Consider the following 22107-nt stretch of genomic DNA (forward strand, 5'->3'; position numbering starts at 1 on the left):
TATTACATTTAATAGAAATGAAGGTGCTTTTATGAGTTATAATGTAAAACTTAAGACATTTGAAGGACCTTTTGATTTATTATTTCATTTAATCGAAAAATCCGAAATTGATATATACAATATACCTATATCAGATATTACAAATCAATATTTATCTTATATTAATAAAATGAAAAGTTTAGATATGGAAGTAGCAAGTGAATTTCTCGTAATGGCTGCTACTTTGCTTGAAATAAAATCTAAAATGCTTTTACCTAATGCTGAAGAAGAGCAGCTTGAATTTGATGTCAAGGGAGTAGACCCTCGCAAAGATTTAGTAATAAAATTGATTGAATATAAAAAGTTTAAAAATATAGCAGAATATTTTAAGAGTAGAGAAGAAGTATATGGAAAGGTGTTTTTTAAAAATCAAGATGATTTAGAAAGTTATATAAACAAGGATAAAATTAAGCTGGTAAATATGAGTATGGAAGAAAAATTGTTAGTTAATGCTATTAAAAAGGTATTATCAAAAACTAATAAAATAGATAAAAATAGAAGACAATTTTTTAAAGAACTGAAAAGAGAAATCTATACTGTTGAGGATAAAATAAATTTATTTCAAAAAAAACTTGAAAAAGTTGAGAGCATTAAATTTTACGAACTGTTTGACAAAAATACCAGCAGATTAGAAATAATAGTAACATTTCTGGCTTTATTAGAATTATTAAAATTGAAAAAAATATCAGTTAAACAAGATAAATTATTTGATGAAATAATTATTTTTAAAATAGGCTAAGGAGGAATAAAACTTAAAAATGGATGATAAAGAAATAAAATCTATAATTGAATCTATATTGTTTGTATGGGGAGGGCCACTTCATATAAATGAATTAGCGAGAGTACTTGATATATCTAAAGAAGAAGTGAAAAAAAATGTTTTACAGCTTAAAGATGAAATGGAAAAACATAATAGAGGAATAAGAGTAATACAAGTTAATGATTGTTATCAATTATGTACGAAAATAGAGAGTCATCCATATATAGAAAAACTCTGTATTACATCTCAAAATAAAGGATTGTCTCAGCCTACATTAGAAGTTTTAGCTATAATTGCTTATAAGCAGCCTATAACGAGGTATGAAATTGAAAATATAAGGGGTGTAAAAAGTGATAAGGCAATAAATACTTTATTGGAAAGAGAGTTAATAGAGATAAAGGGGAGATTAGATAAAATAGGTAGACCAATTTTGTATGGAACTACAGATGTTTTTTTGAAGACATTTGGATTTAAAAGTTTAGATGAACTACCTGAAGTTGAAGAAATAGAAAAATTAGATTTTTTACTAAAAAAAGAATAAGAGGCATAATAAAAATTAAATATGCCTCTTATTTTTTATTTGCAAGTATAAGAATTAACTCTCTCAATACTTTTGAAGCTACTGCCGTAGATACTCCAGTTGGGTCATAATCAGGTGCTAATTCAACTATATCTGCACCGATTATATTTAAACTATCAATCGTTTTTAATATATTAATCATATCATTAAATGATATACCGCCGGGTTCAGGAGTACCTGTTCCGGGAAATACAGATGGGTCTAATATATCTAAATCAATAGTTACATAGACTGGCTTGTCTTTTATTAAATTTACAACATCTTTAAGTTTATCATAATTAAATTTGTTTATGAAAGTATGTCCTTCTTTTTCAGCCCATTCAAATTCTTCTCTCAAGCCAGAACGAATTCCAAATTGAAAAATTCTATTATCACCGAGAAAATTCCAAATTTTTTTGATTACAGTTGAATGTGAAAGAACTTCTCCCATATAATCATCTCTTAAATCTGTATGTGCATCAAAATGGAGTAGTATTAAATCACTATACTTTTCATAAAGAGCTTCTACAACAGGTAGAGTTACTAAGTGTTCTCCACCTATCATTAGAGGTTTTTTATTATTGTTAATAATAGTTTTAGAAAAATCTTTTATTTTTTTTAATGTTGAAATCGTGTTTCCAAATGGAATATCTATATCACCTGCATCATGGATTTTATAATCAAGTAAATCTCTATTGAAATATGGACTGTATGTTTCTAAACCATAAGAGTCTATTCTGATTTTGTAAGGTGCAAATCTTGAACCGGGTCTAAATGTACAAGTACCATCAAAAGGAGCTCCAAAAATAACTAATTTGCTTTCTTCAAAATTATCTTCACAGCCTATAAAACAGTACTTATTAAACATTTCCATTGTTAAATTTCTCCTTTACATAGTTTGGTATTGCAAAAGCACCTTTATGAAGATTTGTATTATAATATTTCGTATCGATATTTAGTGAATTCCATGTTTTAGATTTTAAATCTTTTACAGGATTATATTTTTTCGATGCAAAATTGAAAAGCCAGTATCCGCCGGGATAAGTTGGTATATGAGCTTGATAAATTTCAACAATAGGAAACATCTTTTTTAGTTTTTTATAAGAGCTAATACCTACTTCAAAGAATTTATCATAAACTGGAGTTTCATTTTGATTTATTAGTATACCATCTTCTTTTAAAGCTTTGAAGCAGTCATTATAAAAGTCTGTTGTAAAAAGACCTTCTCCCGGTCCTATAGGGTCAGTTGAATCTATCAATATCAAATCATAAGTATTTTCCTTATCTTTTACAAATTTTATTCCATCTTCATATAGTACACTTACTTTTTCATTGTCTAATTCACATGAAATAGTTGGAAAAAATTTTTTTGCAACATCTACAACCATTTTATCTATTTCAACCATATCAACATGTTCAATAGCAGGATATTTCATCAATTCTCTCACAGTACCTCCATCTCCACCACCAATAACCAATACTTTTTTAATATTAGGATTTACTGCTAAAGCAGGGTGGACAATCATGTCATGATATATAAATTCATCTTTTTCAGTAACCATAACAAGTCCATCTAAAGTCATAAGATTACCATATTCATAAGTAGCCAGTACATCAACTCTTTGAAAATCACTTTGTGCTGAAAAAAGATGTTCTTTTATTTTTAATGAAAAACTTACATTATCAGTATGTTTTTCCGAATACCATAATTCCATGAACATATACCTCCTTGAATATATACATAAATTATTATATGAAAAAAATAAAATTATATAAATCTATTATAGGAAAATATTAGTTGCTTAATATTGTCATTACTGTTATTCTAAGAAAATTAGTAAAACAAAACAAAAAAGTGGGACTATATACCCACTTTGTATTTTACATCGGTATATTCTTCTTTAGTAAATCTTTTTATTTTATCAACCATACCTCTAGGAACTTCAATCGTTTCAGTTTTTTCAGCTTGTAGCTTTTCTTTTAGATATTCAAAAGCAATCCAAGGATTTACTTCATCACCACAAGTATATAAATCGACAGAAGCATATCCAAGTTCAGGCCATGTGTGAATAGTGAGATGAGATTCTTGTATGACAACAACTCCACTTACTCCCCAAGGATTAAACATATGAAAACAACTTTCAACTACTGTTGCATTAGCTTTTTTAGCAGCATCAATTAAATACCTTTCAATTAAATTGTGGTCATTGATTATTTCTTGATTGCAGTTGTAAAATTCAGCTAAAATATGTCTTCCTAGTGATTCTATTTTCATAAAAAGCACTCCTTTCTAAAAAGTTGGTGGTGTAGATATCCAAAGAACTGTTGCAGGTTTATTGTAGGAATTTTCTAAATAATGGGTTTTATTTGATTTAAAATAAAAGCTTTCTCCATTTTTTATTTTATATGACTGTTTTCCAACATGAAGGATAACTCTCCCTTTTAAAATATATCCAAATTCTTCACCTTCATGGGGCGCATCAATTTTAGTTTTGCTGTTTGGCAGAAGCGTCAATAAAATAGGTTCCATTGCATTTTTTTGAGCATTTGGAATTAACCACGATATAGAATAACCTAAATTTTCGTCTATGAGGTCATATATATCATTTTTTGTAAAAACAATCTTTTCTTCAACTTCTTCATTAAAAAAGTTTCTAATATCTGTTCCCAGAGCTTCTAAAATATCCATTAATGTAGCTATTGAGGGAGAGGTCAAATTCCTTTCTATTTGAGATATAAAGCCTTTTGTCAAGTCACATCTTTTAGCTAATTCATCTTGAGTTAAATTATTTAAAGTTCTAAGTCTTTTTATTTTTTCGCCAATATTCAAAATACCACCCCATGTTAAAAATATAAAAAATTATTTTTACTAAACCATATGTTTAGTAATACTACTATTTAATTTTATTAAACTTTTTGTTTACATATATTAAATATATATTTTTTTTAAAAAAAGTCAATAGCTAATTTTTAATTTATAAAATAAATTTAAATAAAATTTTAGTTTATTGTTTGAAAAAGCAAATATTTGTTAATGATACAGATATATGGATTTATAGGAGGTAGTTAGATTGCTTGTAGGAATTATAATAGTTCTTTTAATTCTAATAATTATGTCAAATATTGATATAAATATTAAGTTTTTAAAAGATAATAAAAATGATGAAATAGTTATAACTGTAAAATTTTTTTACGGAATTTACAAGTATAAAAAAGAAATTCCTTTGATAGATATTGATATTGAAAATAGAGATGTAAAATTAGAGATAAACGAAGAAAGTGAAGATACAATGACTACTGGAATTATCAGTGAAAAAAACGAAAAACTTTCTATCCAAGATATCCTAAATAAAATAAAAGAAATCAAAAAAATTATAAGAAAATATCATATGCCAATAGATTATTTGATAAAAAAATCTTATTGGCAGTATTTATATTGGAATACTGAAGTTGGATTAAATGACCCGGCTTTTACAGGTTTTTTTACGGGATTGATATACATATTAAAAACAAATATTTTTTCTTTTTTATTCAGTAAAAATATTTGTTTTAAAGAATTAGATTTAAAAGCTATACCAAATTTTAAAAGTAGTAAAGTTAAAACAAGTATAAATTGTATATTTAGTATTAAAATGGGCTATATTATTATAGCAGGATTGAAATTTTTAAAAGTTAAATATTTGTGATTTTAATACTTAAAAGGTGGTGCTTATGTTGAATGAATATCCTATTCAGGCTCTTATGAAAACTACACTTGAAAGTTTAAAAGAAATGATTGATGTAAATACAATTGTGGGAGAACCTGTAGAAACTCCAGATGGAACAACTGTAATTCCAATTTCAAGGGTTTCTTTTGGATTTGCATCAGGTGGAGGAGAATATAAATATAATAATGATTCTGATAGCAAAGAAGATATGAATAAATTTCCATTTGCCGGAGGAACAGGTGCAGGAGTATCAGTACAGCCCGTTGCTTTTATGATAGTTGGAAATAATAAGATAAAATTAGTTTCAGTAGATCAAAATGCAAATATGTTTGAAAGCTTAGTCAATTTAACATCAAAATTTATTGATAAATTAGAAAGCAAAGGAAAAGATGAACCGGAAAAAAGAATAGAAAATAAAAATTAAAGAGCGGATAAATAAAATACCGCTCTTTATTGAATTATTTGTATTTTGCACATAATAATGGAGTGATGATATTGAAATATTTAAATTTAAAAAAATTTATCTGTTTAATTATTATTAGTGCACTTTTAATTCCTAACTTATCGTGGGCAAATTCTGCTTCAAGTGCTATAGTAATGGAAGTTAGAACAGGTAGAATTTTATATGCTAAAAATATTCATAAAAAACTGCCTATGGCTAGTACTACTAAAATAATGACTGCTTTACTAGCAGTAGAAAATAGTAATTTAGATGAAAAAGTTAAAATACCGCCTAATGCAGTTGGAATAGAAGGTTCTTCTATTTATTTAAGAAGTGGCGAAATAATAACATTAGAAGATTTACTGTATGGACTCATGCTCTGTTCAGGGAATGATGCAGCAGTAGCAATTGCAAATTATATATCTGGAAGTGTTGAAGAATTTGTAAAATTGATGAATAAACGAGCTAAAGAAATTGGTGCGAAGAATACTAATTTTATGAATCCTCATGGTTTACATCACAAAAATCATTATACTACAGCTTATGATTTAGCATTGATAACTAGAAAAGCTCTATTAAATGATGAATTTAAAAAAATTGTAAGTACAAAGAGGTGGATTGCAAACAGAAAAGGATATAATTGTTTTTATAATAAAAATAAAACTTTAAGACAGTTTAGTGGTGGAGATGGAGTTAAGATAGGATATACAAAAGCAGCTGGAAGATGTTTAGTTGCATCTGCTACTAGAAATGGTATGCAAATTATAAGTGTAGTTTTAAACGATTATAATTGGTTTGAAGATTGCTACAACTTGATGGAGGAATCATTTAAAAAATATAGACCTTATAAAGTCTTAAGTAAAAATAAAAGAGTAAAAAGTTTTACAGTATTGAATGGAAAAAAGAATAAATCTTATTTAGCAGTAAAGCAAGATATTATTATACCAGTAAAAAAAGAAGAAGAGAAAAAGGTGATAGTTGTATTTGAAAACAGAAAAAAAGTTCAAGCACCTGTTGCTAAAGGACAAATCTTAGGAAAAGCAAAAGTGTATATTGGAGATAAATTACTTGCTACAGCAGACCTTATAGCAACAGAAGATATTAGAAAGAACAGTTTTTTAGATTTTATTAAAAATATTTTTAAAAGAAAATAATTTTTTGTACTCCTGATTTCAGGAGTTTTTTATTTTTATGTAACAGAATTAATTGTCAATCAATATTCTAATATTATAAGGCTATTTTTAAAAGTGAGGGATTTAAGTGAGTGAAAAAATAATGTATGAATGTATTGATGCCGGTAGTGAATACTGCCCATGTTATTTAGCAGAAACAAATGATTGTATTACATGTTCACACTTACAGGGAAAAAGTTTTTGTGACTGCAATTGGAGGGGGGTTTGTATTTATCAAGAATATGTTTGGAATAATAAAAAAGCAAAAGAAACTAGAAAATCTTTTAATGGAAAAATTTTAGAAAAAAAATTTATTGGAAAAAATTTAATCATATTTAAAATTGCAGTCTTAAAAACTTTAGCAAGACAGTTAAAGCAGCCGGGTTCTTATGTATTTGTAAGAAATCCCGATAAATCTGAGTATTTTGATGTACCTATGTCAGTTATGTATTCAGATGAAAACACAGGTGAAATTCATATAGCGGTACAAATAATAGGAAGCAAAACAAAATCATTGATAGATTTAGAAGATGAAATAATAGTTCGAGGACCTTATTGGAATGGACTTTTTGGTATAAAAGCTCTTAAAACTACTTTAAATTCAAATACATTAGTAGTTGCAAGAGGAGTAGCATTAGCTCCAGCTGTTTTAGTTTCTAAGTATTTAGTTAAAAACAATAATAAAGTTACATTAATTTTGGATAGGGGAAAATTGGAAGAAATATTTATTTATGAATATTTAAACAAATTAAATGCTATTGTAATTGAATCGGATATCACTTCAGAAAGTGGAAAAATTCTCATAGAAGAATTACTTAAAAATAATAAATATGAGCTCTGCTACAGTGGTGGTTCTGAAAGGCAGCATAAAGAAATAAACAAGCTATTGTTAAAATTTTCACCTGAAACAAAATATGTTATTTCAAATAATAAAAAAATATGTTGTGGTGAAGGAATTTGTGGTTCATGTGCAGTTAAAATAGGAGAAAATATTATAAAAACCTGTAAAGCACAGATAGATTCTGCTTATATAGTCAGAAAGGGGGAAGAAGATAGATGACTAAAGTCATAATAATTGGCGGAGGATGGGCAGGCTGTGCAGCAGCAGTAACTGCTAAAAAAGCTGGTGCAGACGTATTATTGTTAGAACGGACAGATATGCTTTTAGGACTTGGAAATGTTGGAGGAATAATGAGAAATAATGGAAGATATACAGCTGCTGAAGAAGCTATTTTACTGGGTGCAGGTGATTTGTTTAAATTGACAGATAAAGCATCAAGACATGTAAATATAGATTTTCCCGGACATAAACATGCTAGTTTATATGATGTATGCAAAATGGAACCAATGGTTAGAAGATATTTAATTGAAATGGGAATAGAAATTAAATTTAAAACACGTGTTGTAGATGTTCAAATGAAGGATAATACTATAAATGGAATAGTTCTTGCAAATAATGATATAATTTATGGAGATGTATTTATAGAAACTACGGGTTCAACAGGTCCTATGGGAAACTGCTTGAAATATGGTAATGGATGTGCTATGTGTATACTTAGATGTCCTACATTTGGACCAAGGGTAAGTATCAGTATGAAAGCAGGTATAGAAGATATACTTGGAAAGAGAAGTGATGGTTCATATGGTGCGTTTAGTGGTTCATGTAAGCTGAATAAAGATTCTTTAAGTGAGGAAATTGTAAGAGAATTAAATGAAAAAGGAGTAGTAATACTTCCTCTACCTAAAGAAGATATAAATTTAGATAAACTAAAAGTAAAGGTTTGTCAGCAATATGCTTTAAAAGAATTTGCCGAAAATATTATACTACTCGATACAGGTCATGCAAAACTTATGGCACCTTTTTATCCATTAGAAAAATTAAGAAAGATAAAAGGATTAGAAAATGCAAGATTTGAAGACCCTTATTCAGGAGGTATAGGAAATTCTATAAGATATTTGTCTATTGCACCTAGAGAAAATTCTATGAAAGTAAAAGGTATTGACAATTTATTTTGTGCTGGTGAAAAATCTGGTCTTTTCGTTGGACATACCGAAGCAATAGTTACAGGAAGCTTAGCAGGACATAATAGTGTTAGACATGAAAAAGGACTGAAACTGCTTGAACTGCCTGTTAATATAGCTATTGGAGATTTAATTTCATTTGCAAATAAAAAAATTAAAGAGGAAGATGGACTAAAAAATAGATTTACATTTGCTGGTTCAGTATATTTTGATAGAATGAAAGAGCTTAACTTATATTCAACTGATAGAGAATTTCTTAAAAAGAAGATAAAAAGATTGAACTTAATAAATATTTTTGAAGAAAAGATAGTTTAATTTTAAAAATTACAAATGATGAAGGAGATATGCAGTATGAGATTGCAAAAATATATTGCTATGGCAGGTATTGCTTCAAGACGAAAAGCTGAAGAATATATAAAACAGGGAAAAGTAAAAGTAAATGGAAAGATAGTTACAGAAATGGGAGTAAAAATTGACCCAGATAAAGATGAAGTTTATTTTAATGGCAAAAAAGTATTTATACAAGATAAAAAAATATATATAATGTTAAATAAGCCGGAAGGATATGTAACTACACTTTCTGATGAATTTAACAGACCAAAAGTTATTGATTTGATAAGTGGAATTGATGAAAGAATTTATCCTATTGGAAGATTAGATTATAATACATCTGGTTTGTTATTATTAACTAATGATGGAGATTTGACTAATAAATTAACTCATCCTAAAAATCATATTGATAAAATTTATATAGCTAAAATAAAAGGAATTATAACAGCAGAAAAGATGAAAAAATTTTGCAGTGGAATTGACATTGGTGGATATATTACAGCTCCAGCAAATATAAAATTGATAGAAAAATATAAAAAGAATTGTTTAGTAAAAATTATAATTCATGAAGGTAAAAATAGACAAATTAGAAGAATGATGGATATACTAGGTCATCCAGTTATAACTTTAAAGAGAATAGCCATAGGAAAATTATCTTTGGGAAATTTAAAAAAAGGCAGTTGGAGATATTTGAGTGAAAAAGAGGTAAATTATTTAAAATCAATATAAAATTTGTTAAGAGTTGTTCAAGAAATTTTTCAATTAATTGCTGGCAACTCTTAACTTCTTGATTTTTTTAATTCAAAAGAAAAGGTAAGGTGGAAGGTGAAAAAATATGATAAAAATAGAAATACCGTCTGAAAAAGATAAAATTTGCATTAGTAATCTTTTATATGAATGTAAATATAAAGAAATAAATTTAGATGAAAAAATTAATAACTCTATGGCAGTATACGATGGTAATGATTTAATTGGTTTTGCAAGTTACATATATGTAGAAGATGATAATATGGGAATTATTGATATTATAGCAGTAAAGGAAGAATTTCGTGGACAGTATATAGGTGATGGACTTATAAAAGCTCTTTTAAATTTAGCTGATAAAAGAGGAATATCTAAAATTTATGTAATATCAGATTCTGTAAATTCTCTGTTTTTTAAAAAAGTAGGTTTTACAAAGAGAAATGGAAGTGTTTATAAGAACTTAAGAAAGTATTTAAGTCTTAATTATGATGAAGGTAATATAGAAATTTTTGAAGCAAAACTGCCAGACTTTTTTAATAAATCATGCAAGTCAAATTTGTAATTTTGGAGGTGTAAAAATGCAAGCTATATATTTGAATAAGGCAACTCAATTAGCAAAAGACATAATAAAAAAGGTAGTGAAATCAGGAGATGTAGTGGTAGATGCAACAATTGGAAATGGAAATGATACAGTTTTTTTATGTAATCTAGTTGGAGACAGCGGGAAAGTATATGGATTTGATATTCAGAAAAAAGCAGTCATGACAACTATAAAAAAACTTGAAATGGAAAATGTAATTGATAGAGCAGTTATAATAGAAGATGGTCATGAAAATATTGACAAATATGTAAAAGAAGAAGTTTCTGCAATTATGTTCAACTTAGGTTATCTGCCAAAGGCTGATCACAACATAACGACAAAATATAATACGACTATTGAGGCTATAAAAAAGGGAATAAAAGTTTTGAAATTAAATGGTGTGATGACTATAGTTGTTTATCCCGGACATAAGGAAGGATTTGAAGAAAAAATTAAATTATTAGAATTTCTGGAAAAAATTGACCAAAAATATATAAATGTTTTAAAACTTGAGTTTATTAATCAAATTAACAATCCCCCTTTTGTTTTAGCTTTAGAAAAAAAGTCAAAAGACGTAGTTTTTTAACAGCTGCTGTGAAGATAAATTTTTTGAGGTCTTATACTAGTAAACTCTATTATTTTTACATAACTATTATCATTAATACGTCGATTGCATTTTAAGCATATATACTTTGATTTATTTATTTTTTGATAGGAAATATTTATGGGTAGATTGCCGTATTTTTGCCAACTTTTCCAGCCGGTTTTACAAAGTTTTACTCTATTTTCATAATCTGCATATACCCAGCAAAGTATTCTGTGAAAATGAAAAGGATATTTAGTATAACTAATATATCTTTTTGGAAAGCCTAGATTTATTGCATAATTTTCAAATGTTTTTTCAATTTTAGATTGTAGGGGTTCTTCAATTTTTGTATTAGTAAAATTATAATGATTGTTTTTAAGCCAAATTCTCAATTTATCAAACATATACCCTCTACAGACAAAAATGTTTTCATTTTGTCTTACATCGAGCTTATTAAATAAATTTGAAACAATATCAACTACTTTATCTAAATAAGATTTTTTTTTGAATAAGCTGGGAGAATAGTATTCAAGAGGAATGACATCATAGAGAAATTCACCCGATTCTGTTCTCATTATTCCAATAATAGTTCCGCCTATTAAACTTCCGCTGCCTGAATCATCAATAAGTATCAAAATATCACTCCTATCATAGAATGAATATGTATTTATTATTTGAATAATATTACTTAACTATGAGTTATAAATTTTTATAATTTTTAATTTTATTAATTACAACATAGTAAGGAAGTGAAAAAATGAAAGTATTAGTTACAAATGATGATGGCATATTTGCTGAAGGTATATATAAACTAGCTAAAAAATTAAGCGAAAAGTTTGATGTCTATGTAGTAGCTCCAGATAGACAGAGGAGTGCTACTGGACATGCAATTACTATGCATCATCCATTAAGGGTAAATAAAGTCAAATTTTTTGATACCGATATTTTAGCTTGGGCTGTAAACGGAACACCTACAGATTGTGTAAAACTAGGAATAGAAGCTATTTTAGATATTAAACCTGATATAATAATTTCTGGAATTAATGACGGTCCTAATCTTGGAACAGATGTACTTTATTCTGGAACTGTTTCAGCAGCTATTGAAGGAGCTATACATGGATTTAAATCTTTAGCAATATCAATGGTTAGTAAAAAAGATATAGATTATGATTTTGGTGCAGATTTTAGCTTGAAAATTGCTGAAAAATTGCTTGAAAAAGAACTTCCAAATAATACTTTATTAAATATTAATATTCCAGACTGCAGCAGGCAAGAAGTCAAAGGTATAAAGGTAACTACTTTAGGAATTAGAAGATATAAAAACTCTTTTATTAAAAGAATAGACCCTAGAGGGCAAGAATATTACTGGTTAGGTGGTGAAATAGTAAAAGAAATTCAAAATGAATCATCAGATATAGCTTGTGTAGAAGACAATTATATTTCAATAACTCCTATTCATTTTGATTTGACTAAATTTGAAGCAATAGAAGAAATTAAAAAATGGGATTTAAAAAGTATTTAGCACTTTAAATAAGTGCTATTTTTTATTGTATACAGATATAAAATTAAACTGTCATACTAAAATTAAGGGATACAAAATGCAATTTTAGTTTCATTTTTCAAAATAAACTAAATTAAAATGAAATTTTTATTGCATTATTATTGTAAAATTGTTATTATTTATTTGAAGATATTTTGAAGGGGGTTCAAAAGTTGAATCAGAATAAAAATGATATTATTTTGAAGGTAGAAAGAGAATTATGTAAAGGCTGTAGAATATGTGTTGAATTTTGTCCAAAAGACGTTTTAGCCATAGCCGAAGATAATAAGATAATTATTAAAAATATTGAAAATTGTATAAAATGTGGTTTGTGTGAGATGAGATGTCCTGATTATGCTATTTATTTAGGAGGTATTGATGATGAGCAATAAAAATATAAAGTTAATGCAAGGAAATGAAGCCTGTGTAGAAGCTGCGATATTTGCAGGAATGAGATTTTATAGTGGATACCCAATCACACCTTCAACAGAAATAGCTGAAATTTCTGCTGTTAAATTGCCAAAAGTTGGAGGTAAATTTATTCAAATGGAAGATGAAATAGGTGGTATAGCAGCTGCCATTGGAGCATCACTAGCAGGATTAAAATCTATGACTGCTACAAGCGGACCGGGATTTTCATTAAAACAGGAAAATATAGGTTATGCTGCAATAGCTGAAATACCTCTAGTTATTGTAGATGTTCAGAGGGGTGGACCAAGTACAGGACTTCCTACTGCACCAGCACAAGGTGATGTTATGCAAGCTAGATGGGGAACACATGGAGACCATCCTGTTATAGCATTAAGTCCTTCTTCTGTTAAAGAAACTTTTGATTTGACTATAAGAGCATTTAATTTAGCTGAAAAATATAGAACGCCAGTAATACTTTTAACTGATGAAGTTGTAGGACACATGAGAGAAAAAATAGAAATTCCTAATAAAGACGAAATAGAGATAATAGATAGAAAAAAACCTGAAGATAAAGATGAAAATTATTTACCTTATGATGTAAAAGAAGGAGAACTTGTTCCAGCAATGGCTGCTTTCGGAGATGGACACAGATTTCATGTTACAGGACTTATTCACGATGAAACAGGCTTTCCTAGCAACAGTTCACAGGTAGCTGAAAAATTATTGAACAGACTTATGGATAAAATTAATAAAAATTTGGAAGATATTATCGATTATGAACAGTTTATGACTGATGATGCTGAAATAGTTATCTTATCTTATGGAAGCAGTGCAAGGTCTGCAAAAAGTGCAGTAAAGAAGCTAAGAGAAGCTGGTATAAAAGTAGGATTATTTAGACCTATTACAATATGGCCTTTTCCTGAAAAAGAAGTTTATGAATTGAGCAAAAAAGTTAAATCAATTGTAGTAGCAGAAATGAATTTAGGACAATTAGTTCTAGAAGTTGAAAGAGTTGTTAAAGAAAATTGTAAAGTGCATCATATAGGAAAGGCTAATGGAGAAGTTATTACTCCTAATGAAATCGTTAACATGGTTAAGGAGGTTTTATAAAGTGACTAGTAAGCTAATTAAAAAGTATTTTAGAGAAAATAATTTACCTCATATATGGTGTCCGGGATGTGGGCATGGAATACTTATGAGAGCAGTTGCTAAGGCGATAGATAATCTTGGACTTGATAAAGATAAAGTTTGTATAGTATCAGGAATAGGTTGTTCATCAAGAGCACCTGGTTATATGGATTTTAATACTCTTCATACTACCCATGGTAGAGCTTTAGCTTTTGCTACGGGAGTAAAACTAGCAAAGCCAGAATTGGAAGTTATTGTAATTACTGGTGATGGAGATTGTGCGGCAATTGGAGGTAATCATTTAATACATGCAGCTAGAAGAAATATTAATATTACAACAATAGTATTTAATAACAATATTTATGGTATGACAGGAGGACAATATTCTCCAACAACACCTAAAAATGAATTTGGTACAACTGCTCCTTATGGTAATATAGATAGACCTTTTGATATTCCGGGTTTGGCAGCTGCAGCAGGTGCTACATATGCTGCTAGGGGAACTGCATATCATGTTAATCAATTAATCAAATTGATAGAAAATGGAATAAAGAATAAAGGTTTTTCATTAATTGAAGGTATTAGTGTATGTCCAACATATTATGGTAGAAAAAATAAAAAAGGTTCTGCTGTAGATATGATGAAGTGGTTAAAAGACCATGCAGTTGATATTAAGGTAGCAGAAAAATTACCTAAAGAAAAACTTGAAGGAAAATTTTTAATAGGCGAATTTAAAAATATTACTGAACCGGAGTATACTGAAGAATATATGAAAATTATAGAAAGATGTCAAAAGGAGAGATAGTATGGCTATGCAAACAGAAATAAGATTAACAGGTTCTGGTGGACAAGGGCTTATCCTTGGTGGTATAATATTAGCTGAAGCTGCTATACTTCAAGGTCATAATGCAATACAATCTCAGTCTTATGGTCCAGAAGCAAGAGGCGGAGCAAGTAAAGCAGAAGTAATAATTAGTGAAAATGAAATAGATTTTCCAAAAGTTGAAAAAGCAGATATACTACTTGCACTTACACAAGTAGCATTTGATAAATATAAAGATTCTCTAAAAGAAGACGGAATATTAGTTGTAGATTCTTCAATAGAAATTTCAGAAAACTTAAAAGCAAAAAAAATTGTATCAGCGCCAATACTTAAAACTGCATCTGATGTAGTTGGTAAGAGTATGGTTGCCAATATAGTTGCTTTAGGTGTAATACAAGAATTATCAAATATTGTAACTAAAGAAGAACTTGAAAAGGCAGTTTTAAATAGAGTTCCAAAGGGAACAGAAGAGTTAAATAGAAAAGCTTTAGAAGAAGGATATAAATTAGTAAAGAGTGTATAATATTTAAGAAATAAAAAAGTATTTTTAAGGGGTATTACAAATGAAGGAAAGTAGTTTAAATATTCTCAACAGAATACAATTAAATTATAAGAAACTCAGCAAAGGACAAAGATTAATTGCAGATTATATTATTAATAATTATGATAAAGTAGCGTTTATGACTGCTTCAAAGTTAGGCGAAAAAGTTGGGGTAAGTGAATCTACAGTTGTCAGATTTGCAACAGCTCTCGGTTATGGGGGATATCCAAAATTACAAAAAGAACTTCAAGAATTTATAAAGACGAAACTTACAACTGTACAGAGATTAGAACTTTCTAGTGATTATAATGATGAAGAAGATATTTTAAAAAAGGTAATGAAGGCAGATGTAGAAAATATAAAAAAGACTATAGAAGAAACAGATGCATATGTTTTTCAATCTGTAACTGATATTATTTTGGAAGCAAAAAAAGTTTACATATTAGGACTTAGAAGTTCTACAGTATTAGCTGAGTATTTAGGATTTTATTTAAATTTTATACTTGATGATGTTTCTGTTGTTCCTTCTGGTATTAATGATGTTTTTGACCAATTAATAAATATAGATGAAAAAGATGTTATAATAGGAATTTCATTTCCAAGATATTCTAAAAAGACTTTAGAAGCTTTAAAATATGCTAAAACAAAAAGAGCTGCTATTATAGGTATAACTGACAGTAATTATTCTCCAATAAAAGAAATAGCAGATTTTACTCTAACAGCTAGAAGTAATATGGCATCATTTGTCGACTCTTTAGTAGCTCCAATGAGTCTTATAAACGCCTTAATAGTAGGTGTAAGTATGAAGGAAAAAGACAAAATAACCTCAACTTTCAAGACTCTTGAAAATATATGGAATGAATATGATATATATTTAAAAAATAGAGATTAGAATTTAGCTCCTCTTTTTTGAGGGGTTTTTTTATTGCATAAAATTTAAATAATGAAAAAAAGAAATGATTTAGGTCTAAATAGTATAAGAGTTGTCGATAATAAAAATAAAATTCAAGTAAAAAAGAGTTATTTTTTATTAAAGGGGCTGAAAATGAAAAAGATATATTTAGTAAGGCATGGCGAAACACTATGGAACTATATGTCAAAAACACAAGGATGTAAAAATATTCTTCTCAGTAAAAAAGGCATATTTCAAGCAAAAGCAGTTGCAAATAGATTAAGCAGTTTTGATGAAAAATATATAAAAATATATTCTAGTGACCTTGATAGATGTTTGATTACTGCAAAATATATTTCGCAAAAAATTAATAAAGAAATTGAAGTATTAAAAGATTTAAGAGAAATGAATTTTGGAAGTTGGGAAGGACTTACATCTGAAGAAATTAAACAAAATTATCTATCAGAATATAATATTTGGAGAAATACACCCCATATAGCTAATATTCCTAATGGTGAAAATTTAAAAAGTGTTCAGAAAAGATGTTTAAAAGCAATTTACAAAATATGTGATGAATTTGAAGAAGGTTCTGTAATAATTGTTTCTCATGGTGTAGCAATTAAAACCATTATATTAGGAGTTCTCAATATTGATTTATCTAATTATTATAAAATAAGCTTAAATAATGGAAGTATAAATAAAATAGAAATAAGGAGTTATGGAACTGTATTGACTGCATTAAATGATACTGCTCATTTAGAATAAAAAAATAACTTGGGAGAAGGTTCATGAGGCAGAAAAAAAATAAAAAACATGATAAAATTGATAAAATACTGATAGGCTTAATTACTTTTTCATTTATACTTACTATCCTAACTCAAATATATTTAAATTTTTTTCATAACAGAATAGTGTTTAATAATTTTTATAAAAAGAAAAATTTAGTTTTTGAACAATTAGATATAATGCCGGAATATGGAGAAATAAAATTGAAAGTTAAAAACGAAGAGAAAACTGATAAGATAAAAATATTAAAAAACGGAAATATTCAGAAATTTATTAATGGAATTTTAAAAATACAAGTCAAAGATGGGGATTTAATAGAATTTGAAAATTTAAGTAAAAAAGAAAAAATAAAAATAAAAGTAATTCATGCTAGTTTAAACATTGAAAATTTTAAAAGTGGAGATATTATCTCTATATCAAACAATAAAATTATATTAATCAAAATATCTTAATTCTACTTGTTACTAAATGTATTATAAGTTATAATTTTCTTGAAAAGAAAATTATAATAATGAAATTATCTACTACATATTTATTTTGCCAGATTTAAATATTCGATAAACCACCAGTAGTCTGGTGGTTTATATATTTTGAAAAGGAGGATGTATTGTGGCTAATTTAAGTATAGCAATTGATGGACCAGCAGGTGCAGGAAAAAGTACAATAGCAAAGAAAATTGCACTGCTTAAAAATCTAGTTTATATAGATACTGGAGCAATGTATAGAGCATTTACTTTAAAACTCATTAATAAAAATATACCACTAGATAATTATGATTTAATTAAAGAAGTGTTGAAAGACACAGAAATTGATATAGTTGATGGAAAAATATATTTGGATAATGTAAATGTAAGTAGTGAAATAAGAAAACCTATAATTAATAAAAATGTATCTCAAATAGCTTCTATACCATTCGTAAGAGAGTTTTTAGTAAAACTTCAAAGAAAAATTGCTGAAAACAATAATGTGATTATGGATGGAAGAGATATAGGTACTAAAGTTTTACCAGATGCTAAATATAAGTTTTTTTTAACTGCTTCTATTGAAGAAAGAGCAAAGAGAAGATATAAAGAACTAAAAGAAAAAGGCTATAAATGTTCTTTAAAAGATGTTATTGACGAAATAGCTAACAGGGACAAAATGGATTCTGAAAGAAAAGTAGACCCATTAAAAAAAGCAGATGATGCTATTCTTATTGATACAACAGGAAAAACTATAGAAAAAGTAATAAATGAAATTTTAAGTATGATAGATATGTAAATATTGATTTTTAAGGAGGGCTATATATTGAATATAATTGTTGCTGAAAATTCGGGTTTCTGTTTTGGTGTAAAGAGAGCTATAAATAAAACTTTTGAAGCATCTAAAAAAAACAAAAAGAAAATATTTACATACGGTCCTTTGATACATAATAATCAAGTTATTAATAAACTAGAAAAATTAGGAATTAATTCTATTGAAAAAATTGAAGATGCAAAGAATTCAATATTAATAATTAGGTCTCATGGAGTTCCTCTTGAAATATACGATAGAGCAAAAGAATATGACATAGAATTAATTGATACAACTTGTCCTTTTGTTAGGAAAGTGCAGACAATTGCTAAAGAATATCATGAAAAAGATTATCAAATAATTATCGTTGGAAATCCAAATCATCCAGAGGTTATAGGAATAAATGGCTGGTGCAATAATGAAGCTATCATAATCGAAAGTATTGATGAAGCAAATAAACTTTCAGTTTTTGATAAAATTTGTGTAGTGGCTCAGACTACAATTACTCTAGAAAAATGGAACAGTATAACTAAAAAATTAAAGGAAAAAGCCCGTGAAGTTATAGAATTTAACACAATATGTTTAGCAACAAAAGAAAGACAAGATGCATGTGCTAAACTTGCTAAAAAAGCAGATATTATGATTGTTATTGGAGGGTATCACAGCTCTAATACACAAAAGTTATATAATATAAGCAAAAAATATTGTAAAAATACTATTCATATTGAAACTGCTGAAAACCTGCCCTTAAATATATTTAATAAGGATGATATAATAGGGGTAACAGCTGGTGCTTCAACGCCAGAATGGATTATAAACGATGTGATAAATAAGTTAAAAGAAAAGGTGGGAAATTAAAATGGATAATAATAATTTAAATCAAATGTTAAGTGAATTTGAAAAACATATGATTATTCCTAAAAGAGGAGATATTATAAAAGGATTAGTTATGCAGGTATCTGATGATGAAATAGTAGTTAGTATAGGATATAAATCTGACGGAATTATTCCTCTTAAAGAAATATCAAATAATCCTTTTGTAAAGCCAAATGAAATTGTCAAAGAGGGAGATGAAATACAAGTAGTTGTTTTAAAAGAAGATGATGGTGAAGGAAATGTAATTTTATCTAAAAAAAGAGTAGACTTATTAAATGATTGGCATAAAATAGAAGAAGCAATTAGTAAAGAAGAGGTTATAAAGGTTAGAACAGGAGAAGTTGTTAAAGGTGGAATTATAGCATATTTTAATGAAATAAAAGGTTTTATTCCAGCATCTCAAATATCAAATGAATATATTAAAGATTTAAAGACATTTTCTAATAAAACTTTGGAAGTAAAAGTAATTGAAGCAAGTAAAGACAAAAAAAGAATAGTTTTTTCACATAGATTAGTTATTGAAGAGAAATTGAAAAAAGAAAAAGAAAAGTTGTTAAATAGTCTTGAAAAAGATCAAGTTGTAACTGGAAAAGTAAAAAGACTGGCTGATTTTGGAGCTTTTATCGACTTGGGTGGAATAGATGGACTTATTCACATTTCTGAAATCTCATGGGGACGAATAAAACATCCTTCAGAAGTATTGAAAGTTGGAGATGTAGTAGAAGTATATGTAAAAGATATAGATAGAAAAAATGAAAAAATTTCTTTAAGTTTAAAACAGACTAAAACAAATCCTTGGGAACTTATAGATGAAACATACAGTGTAGGAGATATTATAATAGGTAAAGTTGTTAGATTAACTGATTTTGGAGCATTTTTAGAAGTAAAACCCGGCATAGAAGGACTAGTACATATTTCTCAGATTTCAGAAAGACATATTGCAAAACCTTCAGATGAACTGCAAGTTGGGGAAACTGTTAAAGCTAAAATTACTGACATAAATAAAGAAGAAAGGAAAATGAGTCTTTCTATTAAAGAAGTATTAGATACCGAGTATAGTAGTGAATATTTGGAAAAGAATGAAACAGTAAAGACAACTATTGGTGATATTATAAAGTTTGATATTCAAAAATAGTATAAAAATTTTTATATCTGGCAAGAATAAAAATGCCCTCACAAATTACTTAAAGACCCCCTTATATTTTTAAGTCTGTGTGATAATAAAACACAGACTTTTTTTTAGTATAAATTTATGATAAAATAACAATTACTAGTATAAATACATATATTAATAAAAAAATCATGGGGGAAAAGTATGCAGGGATATGAAAAGTTTAAGGAATTAATTTACAAAAAAACTGGAATTAACTTATCTTTCTATAAAGAAAGGCAAATGAAGAGAAGGATAGAATCTCTCATTAAGAGAAATAATTACAACTCTTATGAAGAATATTATAATGCAATATGCAAAGATAAAAAATTATATGACGAATTTATCAATTATTTGACTATAAATGTATCTGAGTTTTATAGAAATCCAGAACAGTGGAAAGTTTTAAAAGATGAAATTATTCCTTATTTGATGAAAGATAAGAAAAAATTAAAAATTTGGAGTGCTGCATGTTCTACGGGAGAAGAACCATATTCTCTAGTTATGGTACTCAGTAATTTTTTTCCATTAAGAGAAATAGAAATTATAGCTACTGATATTGATAAAGAAGCTTTAAATAAGGCTAGAGTTGGATTATATTCTGAAAAGAGTATAGAAAATATTCCTAGTGAGTTTAAAAAGCGTTATTTTGAACCTGTCGGAAATTCTTATAAGATAAGCAGTGAAATTAAAAATTGTGTAAAGTTTAAGCAGCATAATCTTTTAGAAGATAAATATCCTGATAAGTGTGATTTGATTGTGTGTAGAAATGTTATGATATATTTTACTGAAGAAGCTAAAGAATTTATTTATAAAAATTTTAATAAAGCATTAAATCAAAATGGTATTCTTTTTGTTGGAAGTACTGAACAAATTATTTTACCTCACAGATATAATTTTAAACCTTTAAGAACTTTTTTCTATCAAAAAATATAAAATATGACAGTAAAAGCTATTTGCAAGAAAGTTTTTCTTGCAAATAGCTTTTATTTTGTTTTTATAAGTAGAATTATGACTGAAATTGCTATAAAAAAACTAATATTTTATAAAGGAATTAATAAATCTTAAAAGAATAGATAAAATAAAGAATCTTTAGAACGGGGGAGAGGAGATTGTATAATAATAAAAAGGAATTTACAATATCTGAAGCTAGTAAAATTACTGGATTTAGTAATCATGTATTAAGATATTATGAAAAAGAATTTGAAATAGATGTACCAAGGAATAAATCAGGTCATAGATATTATACGAACTTAGAATTGGAAAAATTTTTATATATAAGAAACTTGAAGGAAAACGGATTTTCAAATACTCAAATTAAAGCAGTTTTAAAATCACCTGAAAAAATAATTTTAAATAATGAAATAGCAGCTTCTCAAATTCAAGAATGTGAACTATCAATTGAAAAGAAAAATCTTTCAGACCGAAATAATGATAATCGTGAAATTAGTTTACATGAAATAAAAGAAATAATATCACGAGAAATAGATGATGGTATAAAAACTTTAAGTCAAAACTTAATAGAAGAAATGCAAACAGTATTTGGAGATATAAAAAAAAATAATGAAGAATATAAAAACAATGACAAAGATGCTTTAATATCAGAAAATGCAAGACTTAGAATGAAATTGAAAGAAAAGGCATATGAACTAGCTATTCTCAAAGAAAAATTAAAAAGATTAGAAAACAGTAAAAAGTCAATATTTGCTAAAATATTTAGTAATAAGAAGGATTAAAATAAAAGTAT

Annotated in this window: 28 protein-coding genes; 23 read left to right on the forward strand and 5 right to left on the reverse strand. The window is 27.4% G+C overall.

Going from position 1 to position 22107, the window contains the following annotated elements:
* Nucleotides 1-31 precede the first annotated feature (31 nt).
* On the forward strand, nucleotides 32-778 hold the full coding sequence (locus tag BUA90_RS00260) for a segregation and condensation protein A (protein WP_072965361.1): 747 nt from the start codon (nucleotides 32-34) through the stop codon (nucleotides 776-778).
* 19 nt (nucleotides 779-797) lie between these two features.
* Nucleotides 798-1340 (forward strand): SMC-Scp complex subunit ScpB, encoded by a 543-nt coding sequence (gene scpB / locus BUA90_RS00265; protein ID WP_072965362.1) that lies wholly within the window; start codon nucleotides 798-800, stop codon nucleotides 1338-1340.
* 28 nt (nucleotides 1341-1368) lie between these two features.
* Here the strand turns inward: scpB and speB are convergent, their stop codons facing one another.
* The 4 genes from speB to BUA90_RS00285 all read right to left on the reverse strand — a co-directional run bounded on the left by speB (nucleotide 1369) and on the right by BUA90_RS00285 (nucleotide 4188).
* Entirely contained in the window at nucleotides 1369-2232 is an 864-nt protein-coding gene (gene speB, locus BUA90_RS00270) for an agmatinase (RefSeq protein WP_094756644.1), read from the reverse strand.
* Nucleotides 2219-3073, reverse strand: coding sequence for a polyamine aminopropyltransferase (gene speE, locus BUA90_RS00275; protein ID WP_072965363.1), 855 nt, complete (start codon nucleotides 3071-3073; stop codon nucleotides 2219-2221). Before speE ends, speB begins: the two co-directional genes overlap by 14 nt.
* 146 nt (nucleotides 3074-3219) lie before the next feature.
* Nucleotides 3220-3633: an adenosylmethionine decarboxylase gene (speD, locus tag BUA90_RS00280; RefSeq protein WP_072965364.1), complete on the reverse strand. Its 414-nt coding sequence runs from the start codon at nucleotides 3631-3633 to the stop codon at nucleotides 3220-3222.
* Between the two features lie 15 nt (nucleotides 3634-3648).
* Entirely contained in the window at nucleotides 3649-4188 is a 540-nt protein-coding gene (locus BUA90_RS00285; protein WP_072965365.1) for a helix-turn-helix domain-containing protein, read from the reverse strand.
* A 241-nt stretch (nucleotides 4189-4429) separates the two neighbouring features.
* On the opposite strand from BUA90_RS00285, the gene BUA90_RS00290 reads away from it, so the two are divergent.
* The 8 genes from BUA90_RS00290 to mnmM all read left to right on the forward strand — a co-directional run bounded on the left by BUA90_RS00290 (nucleotide 4430) and on the right by mnmM (nucleotide 10941).
* Nucleotides 4430-5044: a DUF2953 domain-containing protein gene (locus tag BUA90_RS00290; RefSeq protein WP_072965366.1), complete on the forward strand. Its 615-nt coding sequence runs from the start codon at nucleotides 4430-4432 to the stop codon at nucleotides 5042-5044.
* Nucleotides 5045-5069: 25 nt separating this feature from the next.
* A complete protein-coding gene (gene ytfJ, locus BUA90_RS00295; protein WP_330390615.1) occupies nucleotides 5070-5489 on the forward strand; it encodes a GerW family sporulation protein in 420 nt (139 codons plus the stop codon).
* A 71-nt stretch (nucleotides 5490-5560) separates the two neighbouring features.
* A complete protein-coding gene (locus BUA90_RS00300) occupies nucleotides 5561-6661 on the forward strand; it encodes a D-alanyl-D-alanine carboxypeptidase family protein (RefSeq protein WP_242945004.1) in 1101 nt (366 codons plus the stop codon).
* A 106-nt stretch (nucleotides 6662-6767) separates the two neighbouring features.
* Nucleotides 6768-7739 (forward strand): sulfide/dihydroorotate dehydrogenase-like FAD/NAD-binding protein, encoded by a 972-nt coding sequence (locus BUA90_RS00305; RefSeq protein WP_072965370.1) that lies wholly within the window; start codon nucleotides 6768-6770, stop codon nucleotides 7737-7739.
* Nucleotides 7736-9016, forward strand: coding sequence for an FAD-dependent oxidoreductase (locus tag BUA90_RS00310; protein ID WP_072965372.1), 1281 nt, complete (start codon nucleotides 7736-7738; stop codon nucleotides 9014-9016). Before BUA90_RS00305 ends, BUA90_RS00310 begins: the two co-directional genes overlap by 4 nt.
* Nucleotides 9017-9052: 36 nt before the next feature.
* A complete protein-coding gene (locus tag BUA90_RS00315; RefSeq protein WP_242945005.1) occupies nucleotides 9053-9760 on the forward strand; it encodes a pseudouridine synthase in 708 nt (235 codons plus the stop codon).
* A gap of 106 nt (nucleotides 9761-9866) precedes the next feature.
* Nucleotides 9867-10337 carry a GNAT family N-acetyltransferase gene (locus BUA90_RS00320; RefSeq protein ID WP_072965376.1) on the forward strand — a complete coding sequence of 157 codons (471 nt, stop codon included), beginning with the start codon at nucleotides 9867-9869 and terminating at the stop codon, nucleotides 10335-10337.
* A gap of 16 nt (nucleotides 10338-10353) precedes the next feature.
* Entirely contained in the window at nucleotides 10354-10941 is a 588-nt protein-coding gene (mnmM, locus tag BUA90_RS00325) for a tRNA 5-(aminomethyl)-2-thiouridylate-methyltransferase MnmM (RefSeq protein ID WP_072965377.1), read from the forward strand.
* Here mnmM and BUA90_RS00330 read toward each other — a convergent pair.
* On the reverse strand, nucleotides 10938-11576 hold the full coding sequence (locus BUA90_RS00330; protein WP_072965378.1) for a hypothetical protein: 639 nt from the start codon (nucleotides 11574-11576) through the stop codon (nucleotides 10938-10940). The genes mnmM and BUA90_RS00330 overlap by 4 nt on opposite strands.
* A 122-nt stretch (nucleotides 11577-11698) precedes the next feature.
* Between BUA90_RS00330 and surE the strand changes: the two genes are divergently transcribed.
* From surE to BUA90_RS00395, 13 genes are all read left to right on the forward strand, one after another.
* On the forward strand, nucleotides 11699-12463 hold the full coding sequence (gene surE / locus BUA90_RS00335) for a 5'/3'-nucleotidase SurE (protein ID WP_072965379.1): 765 nt from the start codon (nucleotides 11699-11701) through the stop codon (nucleotides 12461-12463).
* A gap of 191 nt (nucleotides 12464-12654) precedes the next feature.
* Nucleotides 12655-12873: a 4Fe-4S dicluster domain-containing protein gene (locus tag BUA90_RS00340; RefSeq protein WP_072965380.1), complete on the forward strand. Its 219-nt coding sequence runs from the start codon at nucleotides 12655-12657 to the stop codon at nucleotides 12871-12873.
* Complete coding sequence (locus BUA90_RS00345) at nucleotides 12863-14002, forward strand: 2-oxoacid:acceptor oxidoreductase subunit alpha (RefSeq protein ID WP_094756645.1); 1140 nt, start codon at nucleotides 12863-12865, stop codon at nucleotides 14000-14002. The genes BUA90_RS00340 and BUA90_RS00345 overlap by 11 nt, the downstream gene beginning before the upstream one ends.
* Nucleotide 14003: 1 nt before the next feature.
* Nucleotides 14004-14825: a 2-oxoacid:ferredoxin oxidoreductase subunit beta gene (locus BUA90_RS00350; protein WP_072965382.1), complete on the forward strand. Its 822-nt coding sequence runs from the start codon at nucleotides 14004-14006 to the stop codon at nucleotides 14823-14825.
* Between the two features lies 1 nt (nucleotide 14826).
* Nucleotides 14827-15366: a 2-oxoacid:acceptor oxidoreductase family protein gene (locus BUA90_RS00355; protein ID WP_072965383.1), complete on the forward strand. Its 540-nt coding sequence runs from the start codon at nucleotides 14827-14829 to the stop codon at nucleotides 15364-15366.
* Between the two features lie 40 nt (nucleotides 15367-15406).
* On the forward strand, nucleotides 15407-16276 hold the full coding sequence (locus BUA90_RS00360) for a MurR/RpiR family transcriptional regulator (protein WP_072965385.1): 870 nt from the start codon (nucleotides 15407-15409) through the stop codon (nucleotides 16274-16276).
* Nucleotides 16277-16429: 153 nt separating this feature from the next.
* Nucleotides 16430-17041, forward strand: coding sequence for a histidine phosphatase family protein (locus tag BUA90_RS00365; RefSeq protein ID WP_072965740.1), 612 nt, complete (start codon nucleotides 16430-16432; stop codon nucleotides 17039-17041).
* A gap of 23 nt (nucleotides 17042-17064) precedes the next feature.
* The gene (locus BUA90_RS00370) at nucleotides 17065-17514 is read left to right on the forward strand and encodes a hypothetical protein (protein ID WP_072965386.1); all 450 of its coding nucleotides are present in this window, start codon (nucleotides 17065-17067) and stop codon (nucleotides 17512-17514) included.
* 157 nt (nucleotides 17515-17671) lie between these two features.
* Nucleotides 17672-18322, forward strand: coding sequence for a (d)CMP kinase (gene cmk / locus BUA90_RS00375; protein WP_072965387.1), 651 nt, complete (start codon nucleotides 17672-17674; stop codon nucleotides 18320-18322).
* A gap of 27 nt (nucleotides 18323-18349) precedes the next feature.
* Nucleotides 18350-19192 (forward strand): 4-hydroxy-3-methylbut-2-enyl diphosphate reductase, encoded by an 843-nt coding sequence (locus tag BUA90_RS00380; RefSeq protein ID WP_072965388.1) that lies wholly within the window; start codon nucleotides 18350-18352, stop codon nucleotides 19190-19192.
* Nucleotide 19193: 1 nt separating this feature from the next.
* Entirely contained in the window at nucleotides 19194-20345 is a 1152-nt protein-coding gene (gene rpsA / locus BUA90_RS00385; RefSeq protein WP_072965389.1) for a 30S ribosomal protein S1, read from the forward strand.
* A 180-nt stretch (nucleotides 20346-20525) separates the two neighbouring features.
* Nucleotides 20526-21296: a CheR family methyltransferase gene (locus tag BUA90_RS00390; protein WP_072965390.1), complete on the forward strand. Its 771-nt coding sequence runs from the start codon at nucleotides 20526-20528 to the stop codon at nucleotides 21294-21296.
* A gap of 176 nt (nucleotides 21297-21472) precedes the next feature.
* On the forward strand, nucleotides 21473-22096 hold the full coding sequence (locus BUA90_RS00395) for a MerR family transcriptional regulator (protein ID WP_072965392.1): 624 nt from the start codon (nucleotides 21473-21475) through the stop codon (nucleotides 22094-22096).
* Nucleotides 22097-22107: the final 11 nt, after the last annotated feature.

The sequence above is a fragment of the Caminicella sporogenes DSM 14501 genome (genome assembly GCF_900142285.1).
Taxonomy (GTDB): Bacteria; Bacillota; Clostridia; order Peptostreptococcales; family Caminicellaceae; genus Caminicella; species Caminicella sporogenes.